The following is a 25,877-nucleotide window of genomic DNA, read 5'->3' on the forward strand; positions in this document are numbered from 1 at the left end:
CTTCGAAGGAGCTGCGATGCTCGCAACGTTGAACAGCAAGCAGATCGTCGATGAGATCGTGAAGGACACGGTCAAGGACAACGATCCGCACGATGCGATTCAGATCTCGCCCGAGATCGTGATGGCCTCGCGCCCCATCAGCGCGGCGCCGGCACTGGCGCCTGACATCACGCCCCGCCCTGAGCCGAAATTCGCCCCGGAGCCCAAAGCCGGTCCCGAGCCGAAGTTCAGTCCTGAGCCGAAGTTCAGTCCCGTCCTGGAGCTGCCTGCGGCAGCGCCCTCGGTCGACACCGCCGTGCGCGTCGCGGCCGGCGATGGTCCCGGCCGGCCCAAACGTTCCGCTGCCGGCAAGTGGCTGCGCGGCGCCTTTCTCACATTCCTGTTTGCCGGCGGCAGCGCGGCTGCCACGGTTGCCTGGGAGAAGCACGGCGATACCGCCAAACAGATGCTCGCCGAGTGGACACCGGTCTTGACCTCGCTGCTGCCTTCGGCGTCGCAGACTGCACAAGTCGCCGCCGCGCAGGCGGTCCCGCCTACGGCGCAAGCCGCGACGGATCAACCGGTCGATCAACCTGCGGCGCAAGCTGCGGCCGATCAACCTGCTAGTCCGCCTGCAGTTCAGGTTGCAGCAGCCGCGCCCGCGGCAACACCGACCGACGCAGCACAGTCGGTACAATCGATGACGCGAGATCTCGCGGCCATGGCGCAGCAGATCGAAACACTCAAGGCCAACATCGCCGAGCTGAAGGCCGGCCAGGAGCAGATGGCACGCGAGATGGCGAAGCCGCCTGCACCGAAGCCGGTCGTCGAAGCGAAGCCGCCCGTCGATCCGCGCGCACGCGTGTCCGCGCTGCCGCCGCGCGCGCCGGCTCCAACGCCGCCGCCGGTTCGCAAGCCGAAGCCGGTCGTGTCGCACACCTACATGCCGGCCTATTCACCGGCGCCGCTCGCACCGCCACCGTCGCAAGCTGCCGCAGCCGCGCCGCCGGCTGCACCGGTCGCGACGACGCAAGCGGTTGCCGATGACGATGGACCGGTCGTGCGTCCGCCGATGCCGCTGCGCTAAAATCTCATCGCGCCTTGGAGCAACAACGTCACGAACGCTGTCCGAGTCGATGTGATGCGTTGAGTCCGGGTTACTACGGGAAGCGATGCTACGATCGTCATCCATCATGAGAAAAGGCCGTCGGGATTTATGCCGCCGGCCTTCTCTTGCAACTGCCGGTTCCCGGAGCCCGGTTCTGTTGCAATTCCATGCCTTATGATCGCGCCAACATATTTAATAAAACCTTACCGGGCTCGCGCGCTGCACATCATTTCTGCGCCATAGGCACAGAGATTGTGCGGCTTGTTCATTCGATAAAGATCGACTCAGTGGTACTATCCAAGACGTGTCGGGACTTCCGCTGAAGACTTGTTTTCAAGACTTGTTTTCAGGACTCGCAACTGAGACTTGGGTCGTCACACCGGGGGACTTCAGATGCCGTACTACTCCTTCGATCTAGTGGTTGGTAAAGAGTTCAAGAACCAGGGCGGAATCATCCTCGAGGACATCGAGGTTGCCTCCGATCGCGCCGATCAGCTCGCCTGCGAGCTGTCGCAGGTGAAGCCGGAGCTGCAGCAGAAGGGCTGCGCGGTGCGGGTCACCGACCGCGATGACAACGAGGTCTATCGCACGCCGCTCGATCCCGTGCCGGCCTGGCAGCGCTAGCTAGGCCATAGCGTTTTCGAGCGAAGTGGACGCCGGTTCGCGTAAAGAAAACGCGTCAAGAAAGAGTGTCGAGAGCGGGCGCTTCGAACCAGTTCGTCAGCGACAATCCGCCGTCGACGACGAAGGCCGCGCCGGTGACGTAACCTGAGAGCTTATTCGACAGCACCGTAAGCGCCATCGGCGCGAGGTCATTCGCCGCGCCGAGACGCCCGAGCGGAATGTGTCTCGCCAGGGACGCGTCCGCTACGAACCCGCCCGCTGCGATTGCACCCGGCACCAGCGCATTGACGCGGATGTTGTGCCGCCCGAAAGTCTTCGCCAGTTCCTTCACCAGCATCGCCATTCCCGCCTTCGCCGTCGAGTAATGCGGCAGGTTGCGCGGCGTGCCCGCGTGCAGCGAGGTGAGGAACAGGAACGAGCCGGCCCGCTTCGCTGCGATCAGCCGCTTTGCGATCTCGCGCGCCAGATGAAAGCCGGCATCGAGATTGACGGCGTGCATCTCCTGCCAGGTCCTGCGATCGACCGCGAGCGCGTGATCAGCCTCGCGCCGCGGCGGCGAGGCGCTGTGCACGAAATGCGAGACCTCGCCCAGCGCGGCGTGAGAGGCGGCAAGCAGCGCATCGCAGGCGTCCAGCCCGGCGAGATCGCCGACCCAGGGCACCGCCAGCTCAGGCCTCACACTTGCGCTGATCGCGGCACTCACCCGTTCCGCGCTGATATCGGCAAACACGGTTCGGACGCCCTCACAGACCAGGGCCTGCGCGATCGCGCGGCCGATGCCGTTGCCCGCGCCGGTGACAAGCGCCGTGTCGGTTGCGGGATCGAACGGCGCACTGAACAGGCTCATGTCGCTCTCCGGGTCCTCTGCCGCCAATCTAGCGCGCCGCAACGCGGCGCGACAATTGCGCCCCGGCACCATTGCGGAGCGGCGCGCCGGACGCTAGCCTCCCCCAAAAATCGAGGAGGTACCAAGGATGCGCACTGGTTTTCTGATGACGGGCCTTTTGCTGCTTGCCGCGCCGGCCCAGGCGGGCGACGCGCCGCCGCGCGCGACCTACGTGACGATGGTCTTGCAGGCCTTCGCCGCCAAGGTCGAATGTCCCGGCACCGATCTCGTCTATCAGGACCTCGTGCAGAAGGCGCAGCAGATGCAGCTGCCCGACGGCACCACCGAGAAGGTGCGCAAGGCAATCGCCTGGATGCACACCGGCGGCAAGATGGGCGAGAAGCAGGACGATGATCTGATGGCCGAGGTCGCGGTCGCGACGCAGGCCACCGACATGGACCAGCGCCGCCTCGGCATGCCCGGCTGGTGCGACGCGCAGAAGACCAACCTCGCCGGCTTGATCCGCAGCAAGGGCGGCTAGAATCATTTTCGCGCGAGGTGGACACCGGTCCGCGCCAAAGGCACGCGTCTTCGAGACGTTAAGCATCGCGCGGCGGAACCGCCGCGCCGGCAAATAATCGTCACAATCATCGCCAGCATGCGCTTCCTTGAACAGGAGAACCCCATGCGGATTGCCTATCTCATTTTCGCCGGAGCTCTCATGGCCGGCTCCGCGCTGACTGCCCCGGCGCTGGCGAAGAATTCCGACACCCAGAAAAGCGAGGACAAGTCGACATCGTCGTCCTGTAGCGCCTATCAGCAGGCGCCGGACGGAACGTGGGAACAGCTCCCCTGCAAGGAAACCGGCGAACGCGGCCAGCCGCAGACGCAACACCGCGCCCCTGCACAGGGAACGGATCGCGAGGAGCGCTGAGCGCTCCCGTTTCCGCGGTCAGCCCTGGGTGGGACCGCGCATGATCTTCATGGCGGCCTCGATGTGGCGCCACTCCTTGGCCTCGTCGGCCTCGCCGCGACCCTCACAGGCCTGGGCCTGCTCCGCGGCCTTCGCAATCGCAGCAAAACCGTGCTTTTCGAGCATCTGCCGTGCAATGGTATGGACCTGGACCTCGGATATCATGGACGCTCTCCCGTTTGACGAACCACGGAGCTGGCTCGATCACCCCCGCGCATTTCCTAAAACGACGGAGTCCCGGGCCCCGTTCCGTCCATACCGCCACACGACAAAGGCGGCCCGCCATGCCCGGCGGACCGCCTTCTCACCCACCCCAAAACTGCGGGTCGTCGGCCGCGTCCCCTACGCGACCGCCACTTTCTTGCGCTCGATGTCGTTGGGCACCTCGATATCGACCTCGAGGGTCGAGACCTCGTCGCCGCGCTCGAGCCGGACGATGACCTTGGTCGGGTCCAGCGTCACATGCTTGGACACGACGGCGAGAATTTCCTCACGCAGCACACCGAGCAGATCGGGCTGGCCGCGCATACCGCGCTCATGGGCAAGCAGGATCTGCAACCGTTCGCGCGCGACCGGTGCCGAGGCCTTGTTGCCGCGGAGAAGTCGAAGCAGACCCATGCTCATGCAGCCCTCCGTCGCAGCAGACGATCCATCAGACCTCTGCGCTCGGCGGGAACGTGCATCGTCACGTTCTCGCCGCAGAGGCGCTTGGCCGCGTCCATATAGGCCCGCGCCGGCGCTCCATCCGCGTTCGACAGGGTCACCGGCGTGCCGACGTTGGAGGCCTTCAGCACGTCCTGGCTCTCGGGAATGATGCCGAGCAAGGGCGTTGCGAGGATCTCGAGGATGTCGTCGATGGTCAGCATCTCGCCGCGCGCGGCGCGCGAGGGATCGTAGCGGGTGATGAGGATGTGCTTCTCGACCCGCTCGCCCTTCTCGGCCCGCACGGTCTTGGAATCGAGCATGCCGATGATGCGGTCGGAATCGCGCACCGAGGACACTTCGGGATTGGTGACGATCACGGCTTCATCCGCAAAGCGCATCGCCATGGAGGCGCCGCGCTCGATGCCCGCCGGGCTGTCGCAGATCACCCAGTCGAAGCGGCTGCGCAGATCGGCGATGACCTTGCCGACGCCCTCTTCCGTCAGCGCGTCCTTGTCGCGGGTTTGCGAAGCCGGCAGCAGCCAGAGGTTCTCCAGCCGCTTGTCCTTGATCAGGGCCTGCGGCAGCTTTGCGACGCCCTGCACCACGTTGATGAGGTCGAACACGACGCGGCGTTCGGCGCCCATCACGAGATCGAGGTTGCGCAGGCCGACGTCGAAATCGACGACGACGACCTTGTCGCCGCGCTGCGCCAGTGCAGCTCCCAGCGCGGCGGTCGTCGTGGTCTTGCCGACCCCGCCCTTGCCTGATGTCACGACCAGTACCTTACTCATCTGAAATGTCTCCTTTGCTGGTCAGTTCAGTGCTGTAATTCGCATGGTATTCCCCTGCAGCCAGGCCTGCGCCGGCTTGCCGCGCAGAGCGGCGTCAATGTCGTCCGCAGTCTGGTAAAAGCCATCAATTGCAAGCAGTTCAGCCTCGATCTTCTGGCAATAGATGCGCGCGCTGGTGTGACCGTTCACGCCCGCCATGGCGCGCCCGCGCAGCGCGCCGTAGATGTGGATGGAGCCCCCGGCGACGACCTCGGCGCCGGATCCGACCGAGCCGAGAATGGTGACGTCGCCTTCGGGGAAGATCACGGTCTGGCCCGAGCGCACGGGAGCCTCCAGCAGCAGCGAGGTCGGCTTGGTCTCGGCTTTCGCCTCAGGCTTCTTGGCCGCTGTCGGCTCGACCACGCAGCTGCGTCCGCCCGACAGCAGCGGCGGCATCGTCGGGGTCAACCGCCCCTCCTCGACGCCCTCGATGCCGAGCACGCGGATGTTGCGGTCCTGCAGGCTGGTGAGCAGATGAGCGATGCCGGCCTGGCTGAGATCGACCGAGGACAGGTCGATCACCACGGGCCGGCCGGCGAAGAAGCCCGGCGACCGCGCGATGGTGGCGTCGATCTCCTGGAGCCAGTCCTGGATCGGAACCGTCGGCACGAACACAAAGGCGACATAGGAGCGCCCGCGCAGGCGCACCATCTGACGTTGGACTTTTGCTGCAGCCTCCATGGCGGCCGACTCGTTCCCCGTTATTGAATGGTTAACGATGCGGCGGATTTGGTTAATGGCCGGTTAATTTCTCCGTGGGGTGATGGCCCGTGCGCGGCGGCCGGCGCTCTTGCCCCGTCATCCTGAGGTGCGAGGCGTTCGGTCCAAAGCACCGGACGGGGAGCTTCGAAGGATGCACGGCCGCCATGCAACCGCGCGGAGGGAGCCGGGCCGTCGCCCTTCGAGGGCCGCTGAAGAAGCGGCCACCTCAGGGTGACGGTGATGGATTGGCGCGCAACTGCCTCAACTTCGTCATTGCGAGCGCAGCGAAGCAATCCAGGCTGCCTCCGAGGAGAGACTCTGGATTGCTTCACTGCGCTCGCAATGACGAGGAGAGAGCGAGGCCCCCTACTTCTTCACCTTGCTGGCATCCATCTTGATGGCGGGATCCAGCATCTTGGTCGTGAACGCCGTGGTCACGTCGAACGGCTTCTCCATGCCGAGATAGGTCTGGACCAGCTCGTAGTCCTTCTTCATCCGCTCGCCGTCGATCCAGCCGAGCCCCTTGGTGGTGGTGAACTCGTCCGTCATCAAAAACTTGATGCGCTCCCACTGGCGCTCCTGGTTCTCCTTGTCGAGGCCGGAGACCTGGTCGAGCAGCGCCTTCAGACACGGCGCGGCGTCGGCGACGCAGGCTGCAAAGGCCTTCTGACTGACGCGCACGAAATCCTCGACCAGCTTCGGGTTCTTCTGCAGATACGCGCCGTTGACGATCAGCGAATTGCCGTACGGATTGAGGCCGATGTCCTTCCAGTTGACGTAGCCGAGATCTTGCCCGAACTCGATCACCTTGAGATCGTGCTCGTTGTAGAAGTCGCTGATGATATCCACCGTGTGGCTCTTCAGCGCCGCGATCTTCGCGGTCGGCCCGACATTGACGAAGCCGACGGCATCGGGCGCGAGCCCTGCGGCCTTGGCGAAGGCCGGCCACATCACGCGCGAGGCATCGCCGGGCGGATTGCCGATCTTGTGGCCGGCAAAGTCCTTGACGCCGTTCACGCCGTAGCTCTTCAGCCAGTAGAAGGTCTGCCCGGTATTGGCATAGACGCTCATCACCGCGACGGTGTCGGCGCCCTTGCTTTTCGCGACCAGCATGGTGGCGAGATCGGCGACGCCGAAGGGCGAGCCGCCGGAGCCGACCTTGGCGGCGGAGACGCCGGAGCCCTTGCCGGTCTCGATGGTGAGGTCGATGCCGGCCTTCTCGTACCAACCTAGCGCCTTGGCGTAATAATAGGGCGAGTGATCGGCGGTCGGCGTCCAGTTCAGGATCAGGTTGACCGCCTCGCCTGCGCTCGCCGGTACCGCCGGCAAACCGAGCATCAGGGCCACAAAAGCCGCCTGAAAACGCTTCATCGCATCCTCCTCATTGCCAGCGACCCGGCTTGTCGCTCTCCCCTTGTGAGGATACCAATGCAACAAGTCCGCCTCCCGCTTGTCAACTGTTTGGTTGGAAATGCCTGCAAAACGATCTGGCGACACCGTGCCGCAGCGGCGCGATCCCGCCGCCACCCGCAAGAAGCTGCTCACCGCGGCGCGCCTGGAATTCGCACGGCACGGCCTGGCCGGTGCCCGCGTCGACGAGATCGCCGAGCGCGCCGGCGTCAACAAGCAGCTCGTCTATCATTATTTCGGCGACAAGGACGCGCTGTACCTCGCCGTGCTCGAATGGGTCTATGAGGACATCCGCGAGCAGGAGCGCAAGCTCAATCTCGAAGGCCTGCCGCCGGACAAGGCGATCCGCCGACTGATCGAGGCCTCGTTCGACCACCTCGCGGCAAACCCTGATTTCATCGTGCTCCTGAACGACGAGAACCGCGGCGGCGCCCGCCACGTTCGCGGTTCCACCCGGCTCGAGGCCATGCATTCGCCACTGGTCAAGAGCGTCTCCCACATCCTCCATGAAGGCGTGCGCAGCGGCCTTTTCCGCAAAGGGATCGACCCCGTCCAGCTCTACATCTCCATCGCGGGCCTCAGCTATTTCTTCTTCTCCAACACGCCGACGCTGTCGGCCATCTTCGGCAAGGACCTGTCGAGCCGCGCCCAGCGCCGCTCCCGGCGCCGGCATGTGGTCGACCTCGTGCTGCAGTCGCTCCGGCCCTAATCAACCAACTGGTTGAAACTTGCCCCAAGGCCGATTAGGCTGACATCGTGGCGAAGAGGCCGCGAGCAACAGGGAGCAGACCGTGACAGCAGGCGGAGCACGCACCGCGCGCAGCTTTGCGATCGTCCTGATCGTGCATCTGGCCGTGCTCGTGCTCTGGCAGGTCGCGGTCGACGCCTTCCCCGTGCCGAAATTCATCCTGCCCTCGCCGCTCGCGACGGTGCAGACACTGGGAACCGCGAGCTACGCCTGGGGTGCCAACACGCTGGTCACCGCGGTCGAGATCCTCGGCGGCTTTGCGCTCGGCGCCTTCGTCGGCGTCGCGCTCGCGGTGATCTTCAGCTGGGCGCCGCTGCTCAGCCTCGTGCTGCTGCCGCTGTTTGTGACGCTGAACATGATCCCGAAGGTCGCGCTCGGCCCGCTGTTCATCGTCTGGTTCTCCTACGGCATCGTGCCGAACATCCTGATCGCCTTCAGCATCTGCTTCTTCCCGATCCTGCTCACCACCGCGCGGGGCCTGCGCGAGGTCGAGCCCGACCTACTCGACCTCGTCAAATCGCTGCGCGGCTCGCGCTGGACGCTGTTCCGCAAGATCCAGCTGCCGGGATCGCTGCCCTACGTGTTCTCCGGCATGAAGGTCGGCGCCATCCTCGCCGTTGCAGGCGCCATCGTCGGCGAGTTCATCGCCTCCGAGCGCGGGCTCGGCTACCTCATGATCCAGGTGCAATCCTCGCTCGACACGCCCGCGATGGTGATGGCCGTGGTGCTGCTGACGCTGCTCGGCGTCGCCCTCTACGGCCTCGTGCTCGCGCTCGAACGCATGTTCGTCGTGGGCGATGCAAGACAAACCTGAGAACGACAAACCTAAGAACGGCAAACCTGAAGGACCATCTCATGCTCCTCACCCGCCAGACGCTGCCGAAGACGATTCCCGATATCGCAGCCCTCGACGATCTCCTGTGCCGGCCGACGCAGGCGCTGATCGACGACCTCAACAAGGTCGAGGGCGACATCATGGTCCTCGGCGTCGCCGGCAAGATGGGCCCGACGCTGGCGGGGCTGGCGAAAGCTGCCGCGCCGGATCGCCGCGTCATCGGCGTCGCCCGCTTCAGCGACGCGGGTGTGAAGGACTGGCTGCACGCCCGCGGCGTCGAGACCATCAATTGCGACCTGCTGGACGAGACCGCGATCAACGCGCTGCCGAAGGCGCCGAACGTCGTGTTCATGGCCGGGCGCAAGTTCGGCGCCGAGGGCGATCTGTCGCTGACCTGGGCAATGAACGCGCATGTGCCGGCGCTGGTGGCGCAGGCCTTCTCCTCGTCGCGGATCGTGGCGTTCTCGACCGGCTGCGTCTATCCCTTCGTGCCCGTCGACGGCAAGGGCTCGACCGAGGAGATGGCGCCGAACCCGCCCGGCGAATACGCCCAGTCCTGCGTCGGCCGCGAGCGCATGTTCGAATATTTCTCGCACAAATTTGCAACGCCCGGCCGGCTGTTCCGGCTCAATTACGCGATCGACATGCGCTACGGCGTGCTGCACGACATCGCCACGAAGGTCCTCAACGGTACGCCGATCGACGTCAGCATCGGTCATGTCAACTTCATCTGGCAGGGCGATGCCTCAGCGCAGGCGCTGCGGTGCCTGGCGCATTGCACCGCGCCGACCTCGCCGATCAACGTCAGCGGCCATGACATCCTCGCCGTGCGCGATCTCGCGCAAAAATTCGGCGCCCGCTTCGGCCGCGCACCAGTGCTGACAGGCGAGGAGGAGCCGACCGCGTGGCTCACCGACACCTCGAAGGCCGTCGAGCTGTTCGGCCTGCCGGTGGTCGGTACCGAGCAGCTCATCGCCTGGACTGCCGATTGGGTGTCCCGCGCCATGCCGAGCCTCGGTAAGCCCACCAAATACGAGGTGCGCGATGGACGCTACTGACGATCCGCCCATCCTCAAGCTTGGCGCCGACGACGCGATCCCGGGGCTCGCGCTGTCGACGGAGGCGCACTGGAACCAGACCGAAGAGGACTGGCGCATCTTCCTGCGCGACGGCATCGTGTTCGGCATTCGCGACGGCAAGCGGCTGGTCGCGACCGCGGCGCTGCTGCCCTATTCCGGCAACAACGCCTGGATCAGCATGGTGCTGGTCTCGGCCACACATCGCCGCCGCGGCCTCGCCACCCGTCTCGTCGATGCCTGCCTGGAAACTGCGCGCAAGAACGACCTGACCAGCTGGCTTGACGCCACGCCTGATGGTGCCGCCGTCTACGGCCCGCTCGGCTTCACGCCGACGCTGCAATTGCGCCGCTTGAGGCTGGTGAAGCCCGCGCGGGCCGACGCGCCGCCATCGTCATCCGCGAGCATCGACGCGCTTCGTACGCGGGACCGGCGCGCCACCGGCTTCGATCGAACTGCCCTCCTCTCCGCATTCGCGCGGCGCTCCGGCTCGCGCATCGTCGCCGCGCATGGCGCCATCGCGCTGGTCCGGGACGGCAGGACCGCCCGCCATATCGGCCCGCTGTTTGCCGATCATGCCGCCGAAGCACTGGCTCTGGTTCACGCGATCGTACGCTCCGAGACCGCCCCTCTCCTGATCGACGCCGTTGCGTCGCAAGCCGCGTTCCTGGAAGGATTGACGGTCTCGGGCTGGACCATCGAGCGTCCGTTCCAGCGCATGCGCTTCGGCCCCGCCACCACCATGGCCGAGGAATTGCCATTCGCCGTCGCCGGCCCCGAATTCGGATAGGACATCATGCACCACAGCCAGATCAACGCAGACGTCCGCAAGCTGATCGCCGAGGGCACCGTGCTGCCGGCCCATCCTCTCGCCCTCACCGCCGAACGCCAGCTCGACAAACAGCATCAGCGCGCGCTGACGCGGTACTACATCGATGCCGGCTCGGGCGGCCTTGCCGTCGGCGTCCACACGACGCAATTCGCGATCCGCGACGTCGGCCTCTATCGTCCCGTGCTCGAGCTTGCCGCCGAGACCGCCGCGAATTGGACAGAACGTCCGCTGGCGATGGTTGCGGGCCTCGCCGGCCCGACCCGGCAGGCAATTGCTGAAGCCCGCACTGCGCGCGACATCGGCTATCACGCCGGCCTGCTCAGCCTCGCCGCGATGAAGAGCGCTTCCGAGGACGAGATCATCGCGCATTGCACGGCGGTCGCCGCCGAAATCCCGCTCGTCGGCTTCTATCTCCAGCCCGCCGTCGGCGGCGTCATCCTGTCCAGCCGGTTCTGGCAGCGCTTTGCCGCGATCGACAACGTCATCGCGATCAAGATCGCGCCGTTCAACCGCTACCGCACCCTCGACGTGCTGCGCGGCGTCGCGGCCGCCGGCGCGCTCGACCGTGTCGCGCTCTACACCGGCAATGACGACCACATCCTGCTCGACCTGATGCTGCCGTTCGACCTGCGCGACAAGGGCGTTACCACGCGCACCTATTTCAAAGGTGGCCTGCTCGGCCACTGGTCGGTCTGGACCGCGAGCGCCATCAAGCAGTTCGAGCGCTGCAAGGCGGCGCGGCACAAGGACAGCGTGCCGGCCGATCTGCTCGCGCTCGATGCCCGCGTCACCGACTGCAACAGCGCCTTCTTCGACGTCGCCAACAATTTTCACGGCTGCATCGCCGGCTGCCACGAGGTGCTGCGGCGCCAGGGCCTGCTGCGGGGCCTGTGGTGCCTCGATCCGAGCGAGGGCCTCAGCCCTGGCCAGAAGGAGGAGATCGACCGCGTCTGCCGCGAGCACGCCGACCTCAGCGACGACGCGTTCGTCGCCGCCAATCTGGATAAATGGCTGGCATGACGGCGGAGCCCTTCATCAGCCTGCGAGGCGTGCGAAAAGTCTATCGCAGCGGCGGCGCGGAGTTTCTCGCGGTGTCCGACGTCACCATGGACGTGCAGGAAGGTGAGCTCGTCTCGCTGGTCGGCCCCTCCGGCTGCGGCAAGACCACGGTGATGAAGATTCTTGCCGGCCTGCACGGCGCCGACGGCGGCACCGTCAGAATAGGAAACGCCAAGAGCCCGTTCGATCCGACCCGCGACATCGGCATGGTGTTCCAGCAGGCGCTGCTCCTGAAGTGGCGCACCATCCTGGACAACGTGCTGCTGCCGGCCGAAATCGTCGGCCTGCCGATGAAGGCCGCGCGCGAGCGGGCGCGCGACCTGCTCAACCTGGTCGGGCTCGCCGGCTACGAGCGGAAATATCCGCGAGAGCTCTCCGGCGGCATGCAGCAGCGCACCGCCATCGCGCGCGCCTTCATTCACGATCCCAAGCTGATCCTGATGGACGAGCCGTTCGGCGCACTCGACGCGCTGACGCGCGAGCAGATGAATCTGGAGATGCTGCGGATCTGGCGCGAGAGCGGCAAGACCATCATCTTCGTCACGCATTCGATCCAGGAAGCGGTGTTCCTGTCCTCGCATTGCGCGGTGCTGACCGCGGGCCCGGCGAAGATGGCCGACTATTTCCCGATCGACCTGCCCTTCCCGCGCGATCTGCCGCTCAAGACCACCGATGCGTTCGGCGCCTATGCAAGGCGGATCTATACGAAGCTGGGGCTGGGCGCGGCAGTCCCGTAGCCCGGATGGAGCGAAGCGCAATCCGGGACGGTGCCGTTGACGTGCGAGGTCCCGGATTACGCTGCGCTCCATCCGGGCTACGCGCTACACACTCAGAACCCGTAGGGTGGGCAAAGCGACTTGTCCGCCGAAGCTCAACGAGCGAAGGCGGAAGCGTGCCCACCCGTGCACGTGACGCAAAGAACGTGGGCACGGCGCAAGAGCGCCTTTGCCCACCTACGAGAGCCGGGCGCGGCGCAAGCACCGCGCCCTCCTCACGCTCAGCTCTTGTTGCGCATCTTGCTGAGCAGGTAGTTGTCGTAAAAATTCTCCGCGATCTGCGTGTAGAACAGCAGCTCCTTCATGTACGCGTCGTGGCTGTCCTTGGTTCGCTTGAACAGATCGCTCTTGCCGGCGAGCTCGTTCAGATGTTCCTGGGTCGCGTTGTAGCAGGCCTCCAGCACCGGCTGCGGGAATGCCTTCAGCTCGGCGCCGTTGGCAATCAGCCGCTTCAGCGCCGCCGGGTTCACGCTGTCGTACTTCTCCAGCATCCAGGCGCCGGCCGCGGAGCCGGCCTGGTTGAGAATGGCCTGATATTGCTTCGGCAACGACGCCCACTTCTCGTCATTGACGATCATGTGCAGCATGGCGCCGCCTTCCCACCAGCCGGGGAAGTAGTAGTACTTTGCGACCTTCTGGAAGCCGAGCTTCTCGTCGTCATAGGGACCGACGAATTCGGCGGCGTCGATCGAGCCTTTCTCCAGCGCCGAATAGACGTCGCCGCCGGCGAGCTGCTGCGGGACGACGCCGAGCCGTGCCAGCACATGGCCGCCCATGCCGGCGATACGGAATTTGAGACCCTTGAGATCGTCGACGGTCTTGATCTCCTTGCGGAACCAGCCGCCCATCTGGGTACCGGAATTGCCGCACAGGATGGCGTGCGCCTTGAACGGCTTCAGCGCCTCGTTGGTGAGGTCGGCGCCGCCGCCAAAGTGCCACCAGGACTCCTGATGGCGATGGTTCATGCCGAACGGCGCACCGGTGGCGTAAGCCAGCGCCGGCTCCTTGCCGATGTAGAAATAGAGCGGGGTCTGCGCCATCTCGACCGAGGCGACGCTGACGGCGTCGAGCGCCTGCAGGCCGGGGACGAGCTCGCCCGCCGCAAAGGTCTGGATCTGGAATTTGTTGTCGGTGGCCTCGGCAACATATTTCGCGAAGGTCTGCGCCGTGCCGTAGATGGTGTCGAGCGACTTCGGGAAGCTCGAGGTCAGGCGCCACTTGATCTCGGGCGCGCTTTGCGCAATCGCGGGTGCTGCAACCAGCGTCGTCGCGCCGGCGACCGCGCCGCCCTTGAGGAATGTACGGCGTTTCATGATGGGGCTCTCCCTTGAAGTCAGGCTCGAGATGGGTGGCCTTGTGAACCGGCTTTGGCCACGGCCTTGGCGGACCGTTTGCCTGTTCCTGGCGCAGAGTTCAAGCGGCCAGAATGCATGGCGCCGCGGCCGTCGGCCGCCAAAACGGCGCGCCGAACCAAGGGCTTGCCGAAGGCCTCAGGCGTCCTCGAGAAAGACCGAGAGCGCCCGCTGCAATTCCTTGAACGCGCGCGGTCCGATCTTGGCTGCAAGCGTCTTCTCGCTCTCGGCAATCGCCGGGCGCAACCGATCCAGCAGCGCGGCCCCGGCCTGCGTCAGATACAGCACGTAATAGCGGCGGTTGATCGCGGAGGCCGACCGCTGCACGAGGCCCCGCCGCTCCAGATGATCCACGAGGCGCCCGAGCCCGGCCCGCTCGATCGACAGCGATTGCGCAATGGCGAGCTGATTGACACCCGGATTGGCCTCGATCACCGACAGGACGGAGAACTGTGCCGCACTGATGTCGAAAGCGGCGAGCCGCCGGCTGACGTCCTTGAAGACCCAGAGCTGGGCGCGCCGGATGCGATAGCCGAGCGAACGGGACAGATCGTCGGAGGCGAGCAACTTGGGCCGGACGGGCATTGCGGCCGCCGCAGCGCGCGGCGCGGACCGCGGCGGCTTTGCAACCGGCGCCCGGCGTTGCGCGCCCTTGGACGATCGCTTCCTGACGCCCGCTTTCTCCGGCCCCATCGACGATGATCTTTCGCAAGCCGTTGCTGCGGCATCCGTCCCGGCCATCCGGGATTCGACGCTTGAGTTTATCGCAGCCGGGCCGGATCGAGAAGCCGGGCGGGATCGCGCGCTTTGCGAGCACAGCTTCTACGACAGGTTGCGCGGCGCACTCGCGCGCCGCGTCATGTTGACACGGCAACATCGCCCGCCCTAGGATCGTGAAAGCCCGCCGTGACACGAGCGGGGCCTAGGGGGATGACGTCCGTGCTTCCATCAGAGATGGGCGCCGAGCTGCGTGCGCTTACGCATCGCGGTGCGATCGACTCGCGCAGCACGCGTCTGCGCGTTGCGTGCACATCGCGCACCGTCACCTCTGCTTTGGCAACGACATCGTCAACGACACTGCCTGAACGGACGCGACCTCACGGGGCGCGTCCGCTCGACCATCATTGATGAAACTGGGAGGGACTGAGATGAAACGCCTATTTCTCGCATCGACGATCATGGCCGGCTGTGCCGCTCTCGGCACGCAGGCCACTGCGCACGGATTTCCGCCGAGCGGCGTCGCGCCGCGAGCGTCCTGTACCGCCCTCACCGGCCTCACGCTGCCGAACACGCAGATCCTGAGCGCGACGCAGAAGTCCGGCTATTGCAACGTGATCGGCATCATCAACAAGCGCGTCTCGACGCAGGACCCCGATCATTTCACCTACGGCATCGGCTTTTCGCTCAATCTGCCCAACACCTGGCACGGCCGTTTCGAGATGATGGGCGGAGGCGGCACCGACGGCAGCCTCAATGCCGATCCCCAGGGCGCCGCCGGCGTCGAGCTCGGCCAGGGCTGGGCCGTCGCGGCCAATGACGGCGGACACGAGGACAACGCCAACAATGTCGTCGGCGGACATCAGGACGACGATCCCAATGCCGGCGGCTCCGCGCATTTCGCGATCGACGCGCAGGCACGCCGGGACTACGGCTATAACGGCATCGAGAAGACCGCGACGATCTCCAAGCAGATCATCTCCTATTTCTACGGCCTCGACACCGTCCATTCCTACATCATGGGCTGCTCGAACGGCGGACGTGACGCCATGATGGCCTCGCAACGCTTCCCCTGGCTGTTCGACGGCGTAATCTCGCAAAATCCCGGCTTCAACCTGCCGCAGGCTGGTCTTGCGGAGGCCTGGAACGAGCAGGTGCTCGGCACGCTCTCGACCAGCAAGGACGTCAACGGGCAGCCGTTCATTCCCGACACGTTTCCCGCGCAGGATCTCCAGGTAGCCTCGGCCGCGATCCTGAGCGCCTGCGACGCCCTCGATGGTCTGGTCGACGGCATCATCGACAATTATCACGCCTGCACGGCGAGGAAGGTGTATCCGGCGCTCGCCAGCTACACCTGCGGCACCGGCTCGCACGGCAGCACGCCGCATGGCGGCACCTGCCTCACCACCGCGCAGGTGGATGCGCTCAAGAAGATCTATGCCGGACCGGCCAACTCCAAAGGCCAGCGGCTCTATTCGAACTGGTTCTGGGATGCCGGCATCTGGACGCCGCCGACCGCACCGGGCGCGGGCTGGCAGCTCTGGAACGTCGTCACCGCGCCGGTCCCGAACGTCAACACCGCGATCAACCTGACGCTCGGCGCCGGCGCGATCCCGATGATCTTCCAGACCCCGCCGGTCGTCACGCCCGTGGGCGGGCCGAACGGCCAGGAAGCCTTCGTGTTCAAGTTCAACTTCGACACCGACGCGCCGAAGATCTTCACGAAGACGGCGGCCTATCCCGAAAGCAGCATGGACTTCATGGCGGCGACCTCGACCGACCTGCGGCCGTTCAGGTCGCGCGGCAACAAGCTGATCATCTCCTCCTCCGTCAATGACGGCATCTTCTCGGGTGCCGCAATTGCCCGCTGGTACCGGAACATGGACCGACGCATGGGTGGACGCGCCGAGGATTTCGCGCGGCTGTTCATGGTGCCGAACATGGCCCATTGCGGCGGCGGCGCGGGCACGGCGAGCTTCGCCGGGAACCAGCTCAAGGCCATCACCGACTGGGTCGAGAAAGGCATCGCGCCGGACCGCATCGTCGCGGCCAACACCAACGCGACCTCGCCCTATCCGGCCGGCGGACTGTTCGATCCGCGCATTGCCCAGAACTTCCCGGCCAGTGGCACGCGGCCGCTCTGCGTCTATCCGAAGATCGCCGCCTATAAGGGCAGCGGCCTGACCAACGACGCCGGCAGCTTCGCCTGCATCGACCCCGGCTTCAGGCCGGGCGGCGATCACGACTTCCACGACGATGACGACGGGCGCGGCGACAACAGGCAGTGAGGCGTTGTCTGCTCGCTCGTGCCCGGATGCAGCGCAGCACGCAGTGATGCGCTGCTGAGCCGGGGCCCATCCCACCGCATATCCTGCGGCTTTTCTGGGTCCCGGCGCTGCGCCGCAACGCTTCGCGCGTTGCGGCTTGTCCGGGACATGGTGGGGACGAATGCCCTCACCTCCACACTCCGTCATTGCGAGCGCAGCGAAGCAATCCAGAGTCCCTCCGCGGAGACAGTCTGGATTGCTTCGCTGCGCTCGCAATGACGATGCCCATCGCTCGCAATGACGTCGGGTGGAAGGAACCCCCGCTCAGAGCAGCTTGGCGCTCACGAACAGCGCGCGCACGGCGTTGGTCGCCTGCACCGCCAGCATGGCATTGCCGGCCGCGCCTTCGAGGGCCGCGACGGCATCCTCATGCAGCGAGCGGAATTCCATCCACTCGACCGATTTGAAATTGGTCAGGAATTGATAGGCCTGTCCGACGGTCGCAATCGCCAGCGTGTCACCGTTCAGCTTGATCTTGAACGTGGTGCGCAGCGGGGTTTCGGAACTTGCTGGATCACTCATGGGCTGCTTCTGGACGATGACGGCTTAACGAAGGGGAAACGGCAGCCCCGCCGCACCTAGCAAATATCAGGAGGCGGTGCTGGCGCGCTGCGAGGCGGTCGCCGATCCGCTCAGGCTCGGCACCACGACCAGGCGGTTGAACTCGCCATTGTCCCAGGCTTTCAGGAAGCGATCATAGTCCTTGATCGAGACGCAGCCGTTGGAATCGCCGCGCGGCCCGAGCATGTAGTTGTGGGTGAGCAGGCCGACGCGGCCGAGCGCGCTGGTGCCATCGGTCGGGGTCAGGCGCAGCGCGCGGACGCCGTGGAACAGCTTTTCGCGCGGCTTCAGATCATAGGTCGCCGGCGGGGTCGCACCGACCATGCGCTGGTCGACATGCTGGGGGTCGTCCATCAGCGCGCCCATGCCCGAATGCGCTTCCAGCGCGACGCCGCTCGGCAGGTACAGCGCCTTGGCCGAGATGTCGTAGACCGCCGTGCGCGAATCATAACCGAGCGCGGCGAGGTCCGGCGCCTTGCTGAGCAAGCCGTCGCCGGGGGTCAGGGAGGCCAGCTTGATCTTGTCGGTGAATTTCTCGAAGAAGTTGCGGTTGTCGACCCTGGGATTGGTCTCGGCATAGGACTGGCTCGAGGCAATCTGGGCGGAGAAGTCCGCCTGGACCGGACGCGAGCGCGGCATCGGGATGGCATCGGCACGCTGCGCGGGTCGCGGCTCCTCGACTGCGGTCCGATCGTCCTCGGTCAGGGTCGAGCGCCACTCGTCGCCCTGAAGCTTCTGGGCGAGCATCGCCTTGGCGTCGCGGAGCTTGAGCTGGACCGCGTTCATGGCGGAGCGCTCCAGCGTCCGCAGCCCGAGCTCGCGGGCGGGCGGGTTGCCAGACGCCGATGCGAAGCGGTCCTCGAACGAAGGCGTATTGGCCGGCGGCAGGGCGGCGGTGACCAGCGGGGTCGAATCGCCGAGATCAGCGACCCAGGCGGCAGTGCCCAGCGCCAGCGCGACGGCAGCCAAGGACAGCAGTATCGTCTCCGCTCGCCCAATACGGCGGCGCGACAACAGCCTTTCGGCGTGTGCTGCGTCGGAAACCATCAGATCCCCAAATCGACCCCCGGGGGACCCAACCCCCACCCGGAGAGACTCTATACCAGCTACCACATTGGGAGCCAAAAGTTAGGCATAATCGCGGCCGGTGAGACAGCTCCGGGGGTATCCAATGACCGATACTTTCGACCTAGAACGGTTCGTCCAGGCCCAAGACCCGGTTTTTCGCGACGTCCAGGGCGAGCTGGCCCGGGGCCGCAAGCAGAGCCACTGGATGTGGTTCGTTTTCCCGCAAGTCGCCGGCCTCGGCTTCAGCGCCATGTCGCAGCGCTACGCCATCGGCTCGTGCGCTGAGGCCGTGGCCTACCTCGCCCACCCCGTGCTTGGCCCGCGCCTGATCGAATGCACGCGCCTCGTGCTCGCCGTCGAGGGGCGCACCATCAACGCGATCCTCGGCGCGCCCGATGACGCAAAATTCCGTTCGTCGATGACGCTGTTCGGCGCCGTGTCCGACGAGCCCGTCTTCGATCAGGCGCTCTCCCGGTACTTCGCAGGTGAGCGCGACGACGCGACGCTGGAGATCCTCGCGAAGCTCGATCAGGCGTCGCGCTAGCTCAGCGCCCCTGGAAGACAGCCGCGCGACGCTCGATGAAGGACTGAATGCCCTCCTTCGCGTCGGCGCTGTCGAGCACGCGATCGCGGATTTTCGGAATGTAGGCGATCGCAGCCGCCTCACAGGCTTCGACGTATTTCGCCGCCGCTTCCTTGGTCACCTGGATGCCGAGCGGCGCATTGCGCGCGATGATGGCAGCGAGCGCCATGGCGCGTTCGATCTGCCCGCCCGCAGGCACGACCTCCTGGACGAGACCTATCGCATGCGCGCGCTGGGCCGAAAACTCGTCGCACAGGAACAGATGATACATCGCATCGCCCCAGCCGGCGCGCGACAGGAAGCGGAAATGCGCCCCGCCGAGCGGTGCGATGCCGCGCCTTGCCTCCATCTGGCAGAAGCGTGCATCATCGGCCGCAACCACGATGTCGCCGGCGAGCATCAGCTCGATGCCGATCGTGAAGACGATGCCCTGCACGGCCGTGACAACAGGCTTGCGGCAGCGTTTTGCAAGCCCGAACGGATCGACATTGCCGTCCTTGATGTTGCGCTTCTCCGCGGTGGGACCGAAGAATTTCGGCATGTCGAGACCTGCAGTGAAATCCCCGCCCTCAGCGCAGATCACACCGACGCGGTAGGCCTCGTTGTCGTGCAGCGCGGTGAGCGCATCGGACAATTGCTCCATCATGGCCGGGGTGAACGCGTTCTTCTTCGCGGCGTTGTCGATGATGATCTTGAAGACGTGGCCATGCACCTCGGTGCGGATCTGACCTTCACTCATGTGCTTCTCTCCCGATTGTTGGTGTTGGCAGCAAGTCAGGCCGGCGGCTGAATCGCCGCGCGGATCGCCTCGATCCGCGCCGGCGTGAACACGCCGGAGTCCAGAAGCTGGAGGATCGAGAGCACCCCGCCGCGCGATCCCCAGCTTCCCTCATCGATGATCTCGAAATTGACCCACCAGGTCGGCGACGGCGCCGGCATGCCGCAGGCCTCCGCAAGCCGCGCCAGCACGTTGCGGATCACCTCCGCGCGCACCTCTGCCGGCCAGGCCGCGTTCATCACCGCGATAGTGACGGTGATGATGTCGCGCGGTGAGTCCTGGTCGGACAGCAACCGGCCGCCGATCGCCATGCAGTCAGGCGGCAGGTCGTGGAAGTGCACCTGAAAACCCATTCGCGCCGCCGGCGCGTGCTGACCGACCTCCGGCTCGAGCACGGCGTCGGTCAGGCTTTCCGCAAGAATCCGGCGCTGCTTCAGGCCGAGCCGGCCGGCCGGTGCGGTCACGGTGATGATGGTCAAATCGGCAGCCCTCAACAAGTATGACACTCGTCATATTTCAGCGCGGCTTGCCTATGTCAAGTGTCATAGTCTAGATGGAGCCAGCCAATCGTAGGACTCTCGATGACCGCCACCACACGCGACAAGATGATCGCCGGCGCCGCCGACCTGATGAGCCGCCGCGGCGTCAACGCCACCAGCATGCGCGACGTCGTCAGCCACACGGCGACGCCGCGCGGCTCGATCAGCCACCACTTCCCCGACGGCAAGCCGCAATTGATCGCCGAAGCCGTGACCTTCGCCGGCCGGCAGGTGTCCATTCCCCTGGAGAAAGCCATGAACGAACGCGGCGTGATCGGCGGTCTCAAGGCTTTCGTCGCAGCGTGGCGCCGCCAGTTGCAAGCAACCGGCTTCGAGGCCGGCTGCCCCGTGCTTGCCGTCGCCGTCGACCGCTATGTCGGCGAGCCCAGCGAGAAGGACGACGCGGCGGCGCAGCAGCACCTGCTCGATCTCGCCGACGGCGTGTTTGCCGATTGGCGGCGGATCATGCACGCAGCCTTGTTGCGCGAAGGACTGGCTGCCGACCGCGCCGAGCGGCTTGCAACGCTCGTCGTCGCGTCGATCGAAGGCACGGTCGCGATGTGCCGCGCCAGCCGCAGCGCCGACGCGCTCGATCAGGTTCAGGAGGAACTGGAGACAGCCCTGTCCGCCGCCCTCGCCCGCCCCGCCAAATAGATTGGATACGCACCGATGGATCTGTCCCGACAACGCGAGCTCGCCCGCCATCTCGCCGATTTGCGCCGCGAGAGCCGGCCACAAAGCGGCCTCGATGCGCATCTTGTGCCGCCGGACGCCGACACGGCGTACCGCGTCGCGCAGATGGTGGAAGAGGAACTGGGCTGGGAGGTCGTCGGCTGGAAGATCGCCGGCATGAAGCCCGGGCTTCAGCGCCAGCTTCGCACCTCCTCGCCGATCTATGGGCGGGTGTTCGCGCCGCTGATCAAGGGCTCGCCCGCGACTGTCGAGCACGCCAGGCAGTGCAGCCCGATTCCGGAGGTCGAATATCAGGCCCGGCTCGGCACCGACCTGCCGCCGCGTGCAAAACCCTTCTCCGTCGAAGAGATTGGCGATGCCGTCGCCTCGCTGCATCCCGGTATCGAGCTTGCCGAATGCCGATTCATCCACGACGCGGCGTTTCCGCCGATGCCGGCGATCCTGGCCGATGGCGCGGGATCGGGAACGATCGTGCTTGGCGAGGCGATCGCCAACTGGCGCAGCCGCGACATCGCGACTCAGGAGGTCGTGCTGAATTGCAACGGCGCGGAACGACGCCGCGGCAGCGCCGCAGAGGCCATCGATCATCCGCTGGTACCCCTGACCTGGCTCGCCAACGAGCTGTCGCGGACCGGAATCGGTCTCAAGGCGGGGCAGACGATCAGCACGGGCACGCTGACCGGCATGCTGCGGCCAAAGGCCGGCGAAACCTACGTCGCCGATTTCGGGCCGTTCGGAACCGTGAGCGCGACCTACGCCTGAAGCTCGCGCATAAGACGAATGGACGCATGCAGGCGGAGCATGCCGGCCGTCAGCGTAAACCGCGGATTAACGCCGGCTGCCTATCGTTCGGGCAAAATAATTGTCCTCCCGCGCCAATTGCCGGAATGCCCATGAAAATCGGTACGCTCCTGACCACCGCCATCGTCTCGTTGTCGACCGTGGGCGGCGGCCTCGCGGTCTACGTCGCCGTGACGAAATACCAGACGATGGAGCGCATCACCGAAGCCCAGGGGCGGCTCGCGATCGTCCGCGCCGTCAGCGACATCCCGCGCTATCTCAATCCCGAACGCGGCTTTTCCACCAACATCCTCTACGGACCTGCGAGCATCGACCCCGCGCTGCTTGCCGAGCAGGACAAGCTGCGCAAGCAGACCGACGGCGCCCGCGACAAGATGAACGCATTGCGCAAGGAGCTGCCCGGCCCGTTCGACGACGGCACCACGATCGGCAGCAACATCGACGGCATCAATACGAAGTTCACCGGCTTACGCGATGCCATCGACAAGGCGCTGGCCGGGCCGGCGGAGGCGCGCAAGGACGCCGCCAAGAAGATCGTCGCCGACAATGCCGTGCTCAACGGCGGCGTGACCGCGCTGCTCAACGAGCAGGTCCGCCGCATGGCGATCCTGAATGGCGACGCCTACCGTCAGGCCAGCTACGCCAACATCGCGATGACGCTGCGCGACGTCGGCGGCTTCAACTCCAGCCTGCACAAGAATCTCGTCGGCGGCAAGAAGCCGGCGACCGACGCCGAGAAGGCGGACATCAGCCGCTCGCAGGGCCGCAACGACCAGATCGTGATGTCGCTGCTGGAATTGCGCGGCAATCCGGCAACCCCGGCGAACGTCGCCGCCGCGCTGGAGAAATTCAATTCGATCTATGTCGAGGAGTTCGGCCGCGAGCTCAAGCTGGTCAAGGACGGTGCGGTCACCGGCAAGTACGAACACGACATGGACACCTACTACGCCTCGACGCAGCGCGGCCTCAGCACCATCATCGAGGTCCGCGACGCCTTCTACGACAACGCCGAGCAGGTTCTCGCCGGCGCCTCGTCGGCCGCGCGTACCAGCTTCATCATCGCGCTACTCGGCCTTGCCGCCGTGCTGGTCGCCAGCATCGGCCTCGTCGTGACCGTCCGCCGCCGCGTCTGCGCGCCGATCGTCAATCTGACGACGCGGATGTCGCGGCTGGCCGACGGCGAGGTTGCGGAAGCCATCCCCGGCGCCGAGCGCTCCGACGAGATCGGCGCGATGGCTGCGGCCGTTCAGGTCTTCAAGGACAACATGATCCGGGCCGAGCGGCTCGCGGCCGAGAAGCAGGCCGAGAACGACGGCAAGATGCGCCGCGCGCACGCGCTCGACGAGCTCACGCGCGCATTCGAAGCCAAGGTCACCGAGCTCGTCGGCGGCCTGTCGAAGGCGTCCTCCACGATGGAGAGCACGGCCCAGTCGATGACCTCGACGGCGGCCCAGACCAACAGCCAGGCCGCGGTGGTGGCCACAGCCTCCGAGCAGACCTCGACCAATGTGCAGACGGTTGCGAGCGCGACCGAAGAACTGACGTCCTCGATCGCCGAGATCGGCCGTCAGGTCGCACAGAGCACCGAGATCGCGGCCCGCGCCGTCGACAACGCCCGTCGCACCGGCGACACCGCCCGCGCGCTCGCCGAGGGCGCCCAGAAGATCGGCGACGTCGTCACGCTGATCCAGAGCATCGCCGAGCAGACCAATTTGCTGGCGCTGAACGCGACCATCGAGGCCGCCCGAGCCGGCGATGCCGGCCGCGGCTTTGCTGTGGTCGCCTCCGAAGTGAAATCGCTGGCGGGCCAGACTGCCAAGGCCACGACCGAGATCTCCGAGCAGATCACCGCGATCCAGAGCGCGAGCGACGAGACCGTGGCCGCGATCCGCAACGTCGCCGACGTCATCGCCGAGATCGACCAGATCGGCACCGCGATTGCGGCTGCGATCGAGGAACAGGGCTCGGCCACCAAGGAGATCGCCCGCAGCGTCCAGGAAGCCGCCCGCGGCACCCAGGAGGTCAACACCAACATTTCAGGCGTGCAGCGCGCCGCCGACGACACCGGAGCTGCCGCCAGGGAAGTGCTCGGCGCGGCCGAGCAGCTCTCGACCCAGTCGCGCGATCTCGCCGGCCAGTTCGACCGCTTCCTCGGTGAGGTCAGGGCCGCGTAAGGCGCGGCCTCGCGAGGTTCGTAGCCCGGATGGAGCGAAGCGAAATCCGGGAATCGCGCCGCGGTTAAAGCGGCCCCGGATTGCGCTTCGCTCCATCCGGGCTACGGGACGTCAGTACGGTGGCGCCTTCCGCGCCCGCTGCGCCTTCGCGGCCTCGATCCACCACAACAGATCATCCGCAAAGCGCGGGAACGCGCGTTCCAGCGCCTTGCCGCCCTCGCCGATCGGCTCGGCGTCCGCCGACAAGCTCTGCGCGATCGGGCCGACGCCGATGGTGCTCGACACCACCACCATGCCCATCTCCGACAGCGTGCCGTGCCAGGCGGTCGCGGCCCGCGCGCCCGAGAAGCGGCCGGCGGAATAGCTCACGATCGCGGCCGGGCGCCAGAACCATTCTTCGAGGAAGTGGTCGGTCAGATTTTTCAATCCGGGCTGAATGCCCCAATTGTATTCGCCGGTGACAAAGACAAAACCGTCGGCGCCGCGGATCTGCCCGGCCAGCTTCTCCAGTGCCTCGGGGGCGGCGCCCTTGGGATATTCCTTGTACATGCGGTCGAGCATCGGCAGGCCGATGGCCTTGGCGTCGATGAACTCGACGTCCTCGCCGCGGCTGCGCAGGCGATCGATGACGAAATTCGCAAGGCGGATGCCCATACGGTCGGAACGGTAGGAACCGTACAAAACGAGGATGCGATTGCTCATGGCCGGCAGGCTAGCACAAAAGCAGGCGGCGTGCCCGACCGATTTGTCGCGCTATCTTCCGCGGCCTCGGTCCAACGTTTGCGACGGCATCTCGCCGAATTGATCGCGGTAGCTTCTGGAGAAGTCGCTGAGGTGCCAGAAGCCGAAGGCTAGCGCCACGGCCTTGACGCTGTCGGCGCCGGCGAGCAGCCGCTGTCGCACCAGCCAGAGCCGGCGCAGGCGCAGATAGCGGTGCAGGCTCATGCCGCGATAGCGACGGACGACGTCGTGCATGGTGCGGACGGACAGGCCGAGCTTGCGTGCGACCTCCTCGCTGTAGATCGGCTGCGAGAGATCCTCGGACAACAGCGCGCGGATGTCCTGAAAGGTCTTGAACTGCCGCCCGTCGTTCGGCCGCACTGTCCATCGCGCGGACACCAGATTGGCGAACACGGTATCGACCGCGCCGAACAGGGACTCCTTCATCGCCGCCCCCTTCAACGGAACCTCAGCGGGATCGATCGGCTCGGACGCAGCCGCCAACACCTCCCGGACCACCTTTCGCAACCGGAGCAGGGCCTGCATGCTGGTCTCGAAGATCTTGAAGCTCGACTGCGTCTCGGGCCAGCCGCGGTCCTTCACCTCAGGGCGAAACACGACCGAGGCGATCTGCCTCTGCACCTCCTCGATGGTGTTGTAGGCCGCGCCGCTGGTGCCGATGACGACGACTGCGCGGTCGCGCTGCGCGCCATTGAAGCGAATGGGAACTTCGAGATCGTCCATCGCGAAACCGATCGCCGTGCAGTCGGCAACCAGCTGCGCGTCCACGACGCGCGGAAACGTCCGCGTCACGTTCACGTCGCAGCCCGGCAGGCGCAAGATCACCTGCTCAGCAGCAATCCGTCGCACGAACGGCGTAAACTCGATGTTCAACCCGCGTATCGAACTGCGAAACTCGTCGACATCGGAGAAGCGAAATACCTTTGGTGCCAATCCTGGCGCATCATCATTGTTGCTCATGGCAAATGAAAAAAAGCCGCGCCCTGAAACGACGCGCGTCCGGCAATAGCGCCGATCTGAACTCCCCCCTTTCGGTGCCCCTGTTAGACCGAAAGAACTCCCCTACCCCGCCCGCATCAATTGGCGAGCGTTCGGTTGAAGGGACACGCTGCGGCAACTC

General features: G+C 65.8%; 30 protein-coding genes. 16 read left to right on the forward strand and 14 right to left on the reverse strand.

What is annotated here, in order from left to right; genetic code table 11:
* Positions 1–16: 16 nt before the first annotated feature.
* Both N2603_RS24630 and N2603_RS24635 read left to right on the forward strand, forming a co-directional pair.
* The gene (locus N2603_RS24630) at positions 17–1,066 is read left to right on the forward strand and encodes a hypothetical protein (protein WP_260384187.1); all 1,050 of its coding nucleotides are present in this window, start codon (positions 17–19) and stop codon (positions 1,064–1,066) included.
* A gap of 414 nt (positions 1,067–1,480) precedes the next feature.
* On the forward strand, positions 1,481–1,711 hold the full coding sequence (locus tag N2603_RS24635; RefSeq protein WP_018644667.1) for a DUF6894 family protein: 231 nt from the start codon (positions 1,481–1,483) through the stop codon (positions 1,709–1,711).
* A 55-nt stretch (positions 1,712–1,766) separates the two neighbouring features.
* Here the strand turns inward: N2603_RS24635 and N2603_RS24640 are convergent, their stop codons facing one another.
* The gene (locus N2603_RS24640; RefSeq protein ID WP_260384188.1) at positions 1,767–2,558 is read right to left on the reverse strand and encodes an SDR family NAD(P)-dependent oxidoreductase; all 792 of its coding nucleotides are present in this window, start codon (positions 2,556–2,558) and stop codon (positions 1,767–1,769) included.
* Positions 2,559–2,685: 127 nt separating this feature from the next.
* On the opposite strand from N2603_RS24640, the gene N2603_RS24645 reads away from it, so the two are divergent.
* Positions 2,686–3,078: a hypothetical protein gene (locus N2603_RS24645; protein ID WP_260384189.1), complete on the forward strand. Its 393-nt coding sequence runs from the start codon at positions 2,686–2,688 to the stop codon at positions 3,076–3,078.
* Between the two features lie 144 nt (positions 3,079–3,222).
* Positions 3,223–3,471 carry a hypothetical protein gene (locus N2603_RS24650; protein ID WP_260384190.1) on the forward strand — a complete coding sequence of 83 codons (249 nt, stop codon included), beginning with the start codon at positions 3,223–3,225 and terminating at the stop codon, positions 3,469–3,471.
* A gap of 18 nt (positions 3,472–3,489) precedes the next feature.
* On the opposite strand, the gene N2603_RS24655 is transcribed toward N2603_RS24650, so the two are convergent.
* From N2603_RS24655 to N2603_RS24675, 5 genes are all read right to left on the reverse strand, one after another.
* Positions 3,490–3,675 (reverse strand): hypothetical protein, encoded by a 186-nt coding sequence (locus N2603_RS24655; protein ID WP_018644671.1) that lies wholly within the window; start codon positions 3,673–3,675, stop codon positions 3,490–3,492.
* A 177-nt stretch (positions 3,676–3,852) separates the two neighbouring features.
* Positions 3,853–4,134: a cell division topological specificity factor MinE gene (minE, locus tag N2603_RS24660; RefSeq protein ID WP_018644672.1), complete on the reverse strand. Its 282-nt coding sequence runs from the start codon at positions 4,132–4,134 to the stop codon at positions 3,853–3,855.
* On the reverse strand, positions 4,131–4,946 hold the full coding sequence (minD, locus tag N2603_RS24665) for a septum site-determining protein MinD (protein WP_018644673.1): 816 nt from the start codon (positions 4,944–4,946) through the stop codon (positions 4,131–4,133). The genes minE and minD overlap by 4 nt, the downstream gene beginning before the upstream one ends.
* A 21-nt stretch (positions 4,947–4,967) precedes the next feature.
* Entirely contained in the window at positions 4,968–5,666 is a 699-nt protein-coding gene (gene minC / locus N2603_RS24670) for a septum site-determining protein MinC (RefSeq protein ID WP_018644674.1), read from the reverse strand.
* A 387-nt stretch (positions 5,667–6,053) separates the two neighbouring features.
* Entirely contained in the window at positions 6,054–7,058 is a 1,005-nt protein-coding gene (locus tag N2603_RS24675; protein WP_260384191.1) for an ABC transporter substrate-binding protein, read from the reverse strand.
* A gap of 100 nt (positions 7,059–7,158) precedes the next feature.
* Here N2603_RS24675 and N2603_RS24680 point away from each other — a divergent pair, with 100 nt between their 5' ends.
* The 6 genes from N2603_RS24680 (at position 7,159) to N2603_RS24705 (ending at position 12,384) form a co-directional block, all read left to right on the forward strand.
* Complete coding sequence (locus N2603_RS24680) at positions 7,159–7,806, forward strand: TetR/AcrR family transcriptional regulator (RefSeq protein WP_260384192.1); 648 nt, start codon at positions 7,159–7,161, stop codon at positions 7,804–7,806.
* Between the two features lie 82 nt (positions 7,807–7,888).
* Positions 7,889–8,659, forward strand: a complete 771-nt coding sequence (locus N2603_RS24685; protein WP_260384193.1) for an ABC transporter permease — start codon at positions 7,889–7,891, stop codon at positions 8,657–8,659.
* A gap of 41 nt (positions 8,660–8,700) precedes the next feature.
* On the forward strand, positions 8,701–9,738 hold the full coding sequence (locus N2603_RS24690) for an NAD-dependent epimerase/dehydratase family protein (RefSeq protein ID WP_260384194.1): 1,038 nt from the start codon (positions 8,701–8,703) through the stop codon (positions 9,736–9,738).
* The gene (locus N2603_RS24695; protein ID WP_260384195.1) at positions 9,725–10,546 is read left to right on the forward strand and encodes a GNAT family N-acetyltransferase; all 822 of its coding nucleotides are present in this window, start codon (positions 9,725–9,727) and stop codon (positions 10,544–10,546) included. The genes N2603_RS24690 and N2603_RS24695 overlap by 14 nt, the downstream gene beginning before the upstream one ends.
* A gap of 6 nt (positions 10,547–10,552) precedes the next feature.
* Complete coding sequence (locus N2603_RS24700) at positions 10,553–11,608, forward strand: dihydrodipicolinate synthase family protein (RefSeq protein WP_260384196.1); 1,056 nt, start codon at positions 10,553–10,555, stop codon at positions 11,606–11,608.
* Positions 11,596–12,384 carry an ABC transporter ATP-binding protein gene (locus N2603_RS24705; RefSeq protein ID WP_018644681.1) on the forward strand — a complete coding sequence of 263 codons (789 nt, stop codon included), beginning with the start codon at positions 11,596–11,598 and terminating at the stop codon, positions 12,382–12,384. Before N2603_RS24700 ends, N2603_RS24705 begins: the two co-directional genes overlap by 13 nt.
* A 260-nt stretch (positions 12,385–12,644) precedes the next feature.
* Here N2603_RS24705 and N2603_RS24710 read toward each other — a convergent pair whose 3' ends face one another.
* Complete coding sequence (locus N2603_RS24710) at positions 12,645–13,736, reverse strand: TRAP transporter substrate-binding protein (protein WP_018644682.1); 1,092 nt, start codon at positions 13,734–13,736, stop codon at positions 12,645–12,647.
* A gap of 177 nt (positions 13,737–13,913) precedes the next feature.
* A complete protein-coding gene (locus N2603_RS24715) occupies positions 13,914–14,360 on the reverse strand; it encodes a MarR family winged helix-turn-helix transcriptional regulator (RefSeq protein WP_260384197.1) in 447 nt (148 codons plus the stop codon).
* A gap of 67 nt (positions 14,361–14,427) precedes the next feature.
* Between N2603_RS24715 and N2603_RS24720 the strand changes: the two genes are divergently transcribed.
* Complete coding sequence (locus tag N2603_RS24720; protein ID WP_260384198.1) at positions 14,428–14,664, forward strand: hypothetical protein; 237 nt, start codon at positions 14,428–14,430, stop codon at positions 14,662–14,664.
* A gap of 259 nt (positions 14,665–14,923) precedes the next feature.
* Positions 14,924–16,780 carry a tannase/feruloyl esterase family alpha/beta hydrolase gene (locus N2603_RS24725; protein ID WP_260384199.1) on the forward strand — a complete coding sequence of 619 codons (1,857 nt, stop codon included), beginning with the start codon at positions 14,924–14,926 and terminating at the stop codon, positions 16,778–16,780.
* A gap of 303 nt (positions 16,781–17,083) precedes the next feature.
* On the opposite strand, the gene N2603_RS24730 is transcribed toward N2603_RS24725, so the two are convergent.
* A complete protein-coding gene (locus tag N2603_RS24730; protein WP_018644685.1) occupies positions 17,084–17,341 on the reverse strand; it encodes a hypothetical protein in 258 nt (85 codons plus the stop codon).
* A gap of 66 nt (positions 17,342–17,407) precedes the next feature.
* Positions 17,408–18,358 (reverse strand): DUF2778 domain-containing protein, encoded by a 951-nt coding sequence (locus tag N2603_RS24735; RefSeq protein ID WP_260424245.1) that lies wholly within the window; start codon positions 18,356–18,358, stop codon positions 17,408–17,410.
* A gap of 193 nt (positions 18,359–18,551) precedes the next feature.
* On the opposite strand from N2603_RS24735, the gene N2603_RS24740 reads away from it, so the two are divergent.
* Positions 18,552–18,992, forward strand: coding sequence for a DUF1810 domain-containing protein (locus tag N2603_RS24740; protein WP_260384200.1), 441 nt, complete (start codon positions 18,552–18,554; stop codon positions 18,990–18,992).
* Position 18,993: 1 nt separating this feature from the next.
* On the opposite strand, the gene N2603_RS24745 is transcribed toward N2603_RS24740, so the two are convergent.
* Together N2603_RS24745 and N2603_RS24750 are read right to left on the reverse strand one after the other, a co-directional pair.
* Positions 18,994–19,770 carry a crotonase/enoyl-CoA hydratase family protein gene (locus N2603_RS24745; RefSeq protein WP_260384201.1) on the reverse strand — a complete coding sequence of 259 codons (777 nt, stop codon included), beginning with the start codon at positions 19,768–19,770 and terminating at the stop codon, positions 18,994–18,996.
* Positions 19,771–19,805: 35 nt separating this feature from the next.
* Entirely contained in the window at positions 19,806–20,306 is a 501-nt protein-coding gene (locus tag N2603_RS24750; RefSeq protein ID WP_260384202.1) for a tautomerase family protein, read from the reverse strand.
* Between the two features lie 108 nt (positions 20,307–20,414).
* Here N2603_RS24750 and N2603_RS24755 point away from each other — a divergent pair, with 108 nt between their 5' ends.
* From N2603_RS24755 to N2603_RS24765, 3 genes are all read left to right on the forward strand, one after another.
* Positions 20,415–21,002: a TetR/AcrR family transcriptional regulator gene (locus tag N2603_RS24755; RefSeq protein ID WP_260384203.1), complete on the forward strand. Its 588-nt coding sequence runs from the start codon at positions 20,415–20,417 to the stop codon at positions 21,000–21,002.
* A gap of 15 nt (positions 21,003–21,017) precedes the next feature.
* Positions 21,018–21,803: a 2-keto-4-pentenoate hydratase gene (locus N2603_RS24760; protein ID WP_260384204.1), complete on the forward strand. Its 786-nt coding sequence runs from the start codon at positions 21,018–21,020 to the stop codon at positions 21,801–21,803.
* 131 nt (positions 21,804–21,934) lie between these two features.
* Complete coding sequence (locus N2603_RS24765; protein ID WP_260384205.1) at positions 21,935–24,016, forward strand: methyl-accepting chemotaxis protein; 2,082 nt, start codon at positions 21,935–21,937, stop codon at positions 24,014–24,016.
* A gap of 111 nt (positions 24,017–24,127) precedes the next feature.
* Here the strand turns inward: N2603_RS24765 and N2603_RS24770 are convergent, their stop codons facing one another.
* Both N2603_RS24770 and N2603_RS24775 read right to left on the reverse strand, forming a co-directional pair.
* Complete coding sequence (locus N2603_RS24770) at positions 24,128–24,718, reverse strand: NADPH-dependent FMN reductase (RefSeq protein ID WP_260384206.1); 591 nt, start codon at positions 24,716–24,718, stop codon at positions 24,128–24,130.
* A gap of 51 nt (positions 24,719–24,769) precedes the next feature.
* A complete protein-coding gene (locus N2603_RS24775) occupies positions 24,770–25,717 on the reverse strand; it encodes an AraC family transcriptional regulator (protein ID WP_260384207.1) in 948 nt (315 codons plus the stop codon).
* Positions 25,718–25,877 lie beyond the last annotated feature (160 nt).

The organism is Bradyrhizobium huanghuaihaiense (assembly GCF_025200885.1).
Classification (GTDB): Bacteria; Pseudomonadota; Alphaproteobacteria; order Rhizobiales; family Xanthobacteraceae; genus Bradyrhizobium; species Bradyrhizobium huanghuaihaiense.

Coding starts and splice junctions, on each gene's coding strand:
- N2603_RS24745 (WP_260384201.1), bottom strand. CDS start 19,770: ATGAGTGAAGGTCAGATCCGCACCGAGGTGCATGGCCACGTCTTCAAG.
- N2603_RS24775 (WP_260384207.1), bottom strand. CDS start 25,717: ATGAGCAACAATGATGATGCGCCAGGATTGGCACCAAAGGTATTTCGC.
- N2603_RS24700 (WP_260384196.1), top strand. CDS start 10,553: ATGCACCACAGCCAGATCAACGCAGACGTCCGCAAGCTGATCGCCGAG.
- N2603_RS24655 (WP_018644671.1), bottom strand. CDS start 3,675: ATGATATCCGAGGTCCAGGTCCATACCATTGCACGGCAGATGCTCGAA.
- N2603_RS24640 (WP_260384188.1), bottom strand. CDS start 2,558: ATGAGCCTGTTCAGTGCGCCGTTCGATCCCGCAACCGACACGGCGCTT.
- N2603_RS24650 (WP_260384190.1), top strand. CDS start 3,223: ATGCGGATTGCCTATCTCATTTTCGCCGGAGCTCTCATGGCCGGCTCC.
- N2603_RS24705 (WP_018644681.1), top strand. CDS start 11,596: ATGGCTGGCATGACGGCGGAGCCCTTCATCAGCCTGCGAGGCGTGCGA.
- N2603_RS24755 (WP_260384203.1), top strand. CDS start 20,415: ATGATCGCCGGCGCCGCCGACCTGATGAGCCGCCGCGGCGTCAACGCC.
- N2603_RS24715 (WP_260384197.1), bottom strand. CDS start 14,360: ATGCCCGTCCGGCCCAAGTTGCTCGCCTCCGACGATCTGTCCCGTTCG.
- N2603_RS24730 (WP_018644685.1), bottom strand. CDS start 17,341: ATGAGTGATCCAGCAAGTTCCGAAACCCCGCTGCGCACCACGTTCAAG.
- N2603_RS24635 (WP_018644667.1), top strand. CDS start 1,481: ATGCCGTACTACTCCTTCGATCTAGTGGTTGGTAAAGAGTTCAAGAAC.
- N2603_RS24725 (WP_260384199.1), top strand. CDS start 14,924: ATGAAACGCCTATTTCTCGCATCGACGATCATGGCCGGCTGTGCCGCT.
- N2603_RS24690 (WP_260384194.1), top strand. CDS start 8,701: ATGCTCCTCACCCGCCAGACGCTGCCGAAGACGATTCCCGATATCGCA.
- N2603_RS24740 (WP_260384200.1), top strand. CDS start 18,552: ATGACCGATACTTTCGACCTAGAACGGTTCGTCCAGGCCCAAGACCCG.
- N2603_RS24770 (WP_260384206.1), bottom strand. CDS start 24,718: ATGAGCAATCGCATCCTCGTTTTGTACGGTTCCTACCGTTCCGACCGT.
- N2603_RS24645 (WP_260384189.1), top strand. CDS start 2,686: ATGCGCACTGGTTTTCTGATGACGGGCCTTTTGCTGCTTGCCGCGCCG.
- N2603_RS24675 (WP_260384191.1), bottom strand. CDS start 7,058: ATGAAGCGTTTTCAGGCGGCTTTTGTGGCCCTGATGCTCGGTTTGCCG.
- N2603_RS24765 (WP_260384205.1), top strand. CDS start 21,935: ATGAAAATCGGTACGCTCCTGACCACCGCCATCGTCTCGTTGTCGACC.
- minE (WP_018644672.1), bottom strand. CDS start 4,134: ATGAGCATGGGTCTGCTTCGACTTCTCCGCGGCAACAAGGCCTCGGCA.
- N2603_RS24680 (WP_260384192.1), top strand. CDS start 7,159: ATGCCTGCAAAACGATCTGGCGACACCGTGCCGCAGCGGCGCGATCCC.
- N2603_RS24630 (WP_260384187.1), top strand. CDS start 17: ATGCTCGCAACGTTGAACAGCAAGCAGATCGTCGATGAGATCGTGAAG.
- N2603_RS24710 (WP_018644682.1), bottom strand. CDS start 13,736: ATGAAACGCCGTACATTCCTCAAGGGCGGCGCGGTCGCCGGCGCGACG.
- N2603_RS24760 (WP_260384204.1), top strand. CDS start 21,018: ATGGATCTGTCCCGACAACGCGAGCTCGCCCGCCATCTCGCCGATTTG.
- minC (WP_018644674.1), bottom strand. CDS start 5,666: ATGGAGGCTGCAGCAAAAGTCCAACGTCAGATGGTGCGCCTGCGCGGG.
- minD (WP_018644673.1), bottom strand. CDS start 4,946: ATGAGTAAGGTACTGGTCGTGACATCAGGCAAGGGCGGGGTCGGCAAG.
- N2603_RS24695 (WP_260384195.1), top strand. CDS start 9,725: ATGGACGCTACTGACGATCCGCCCATCCTCAAGCTTGGCGCCGACGAC.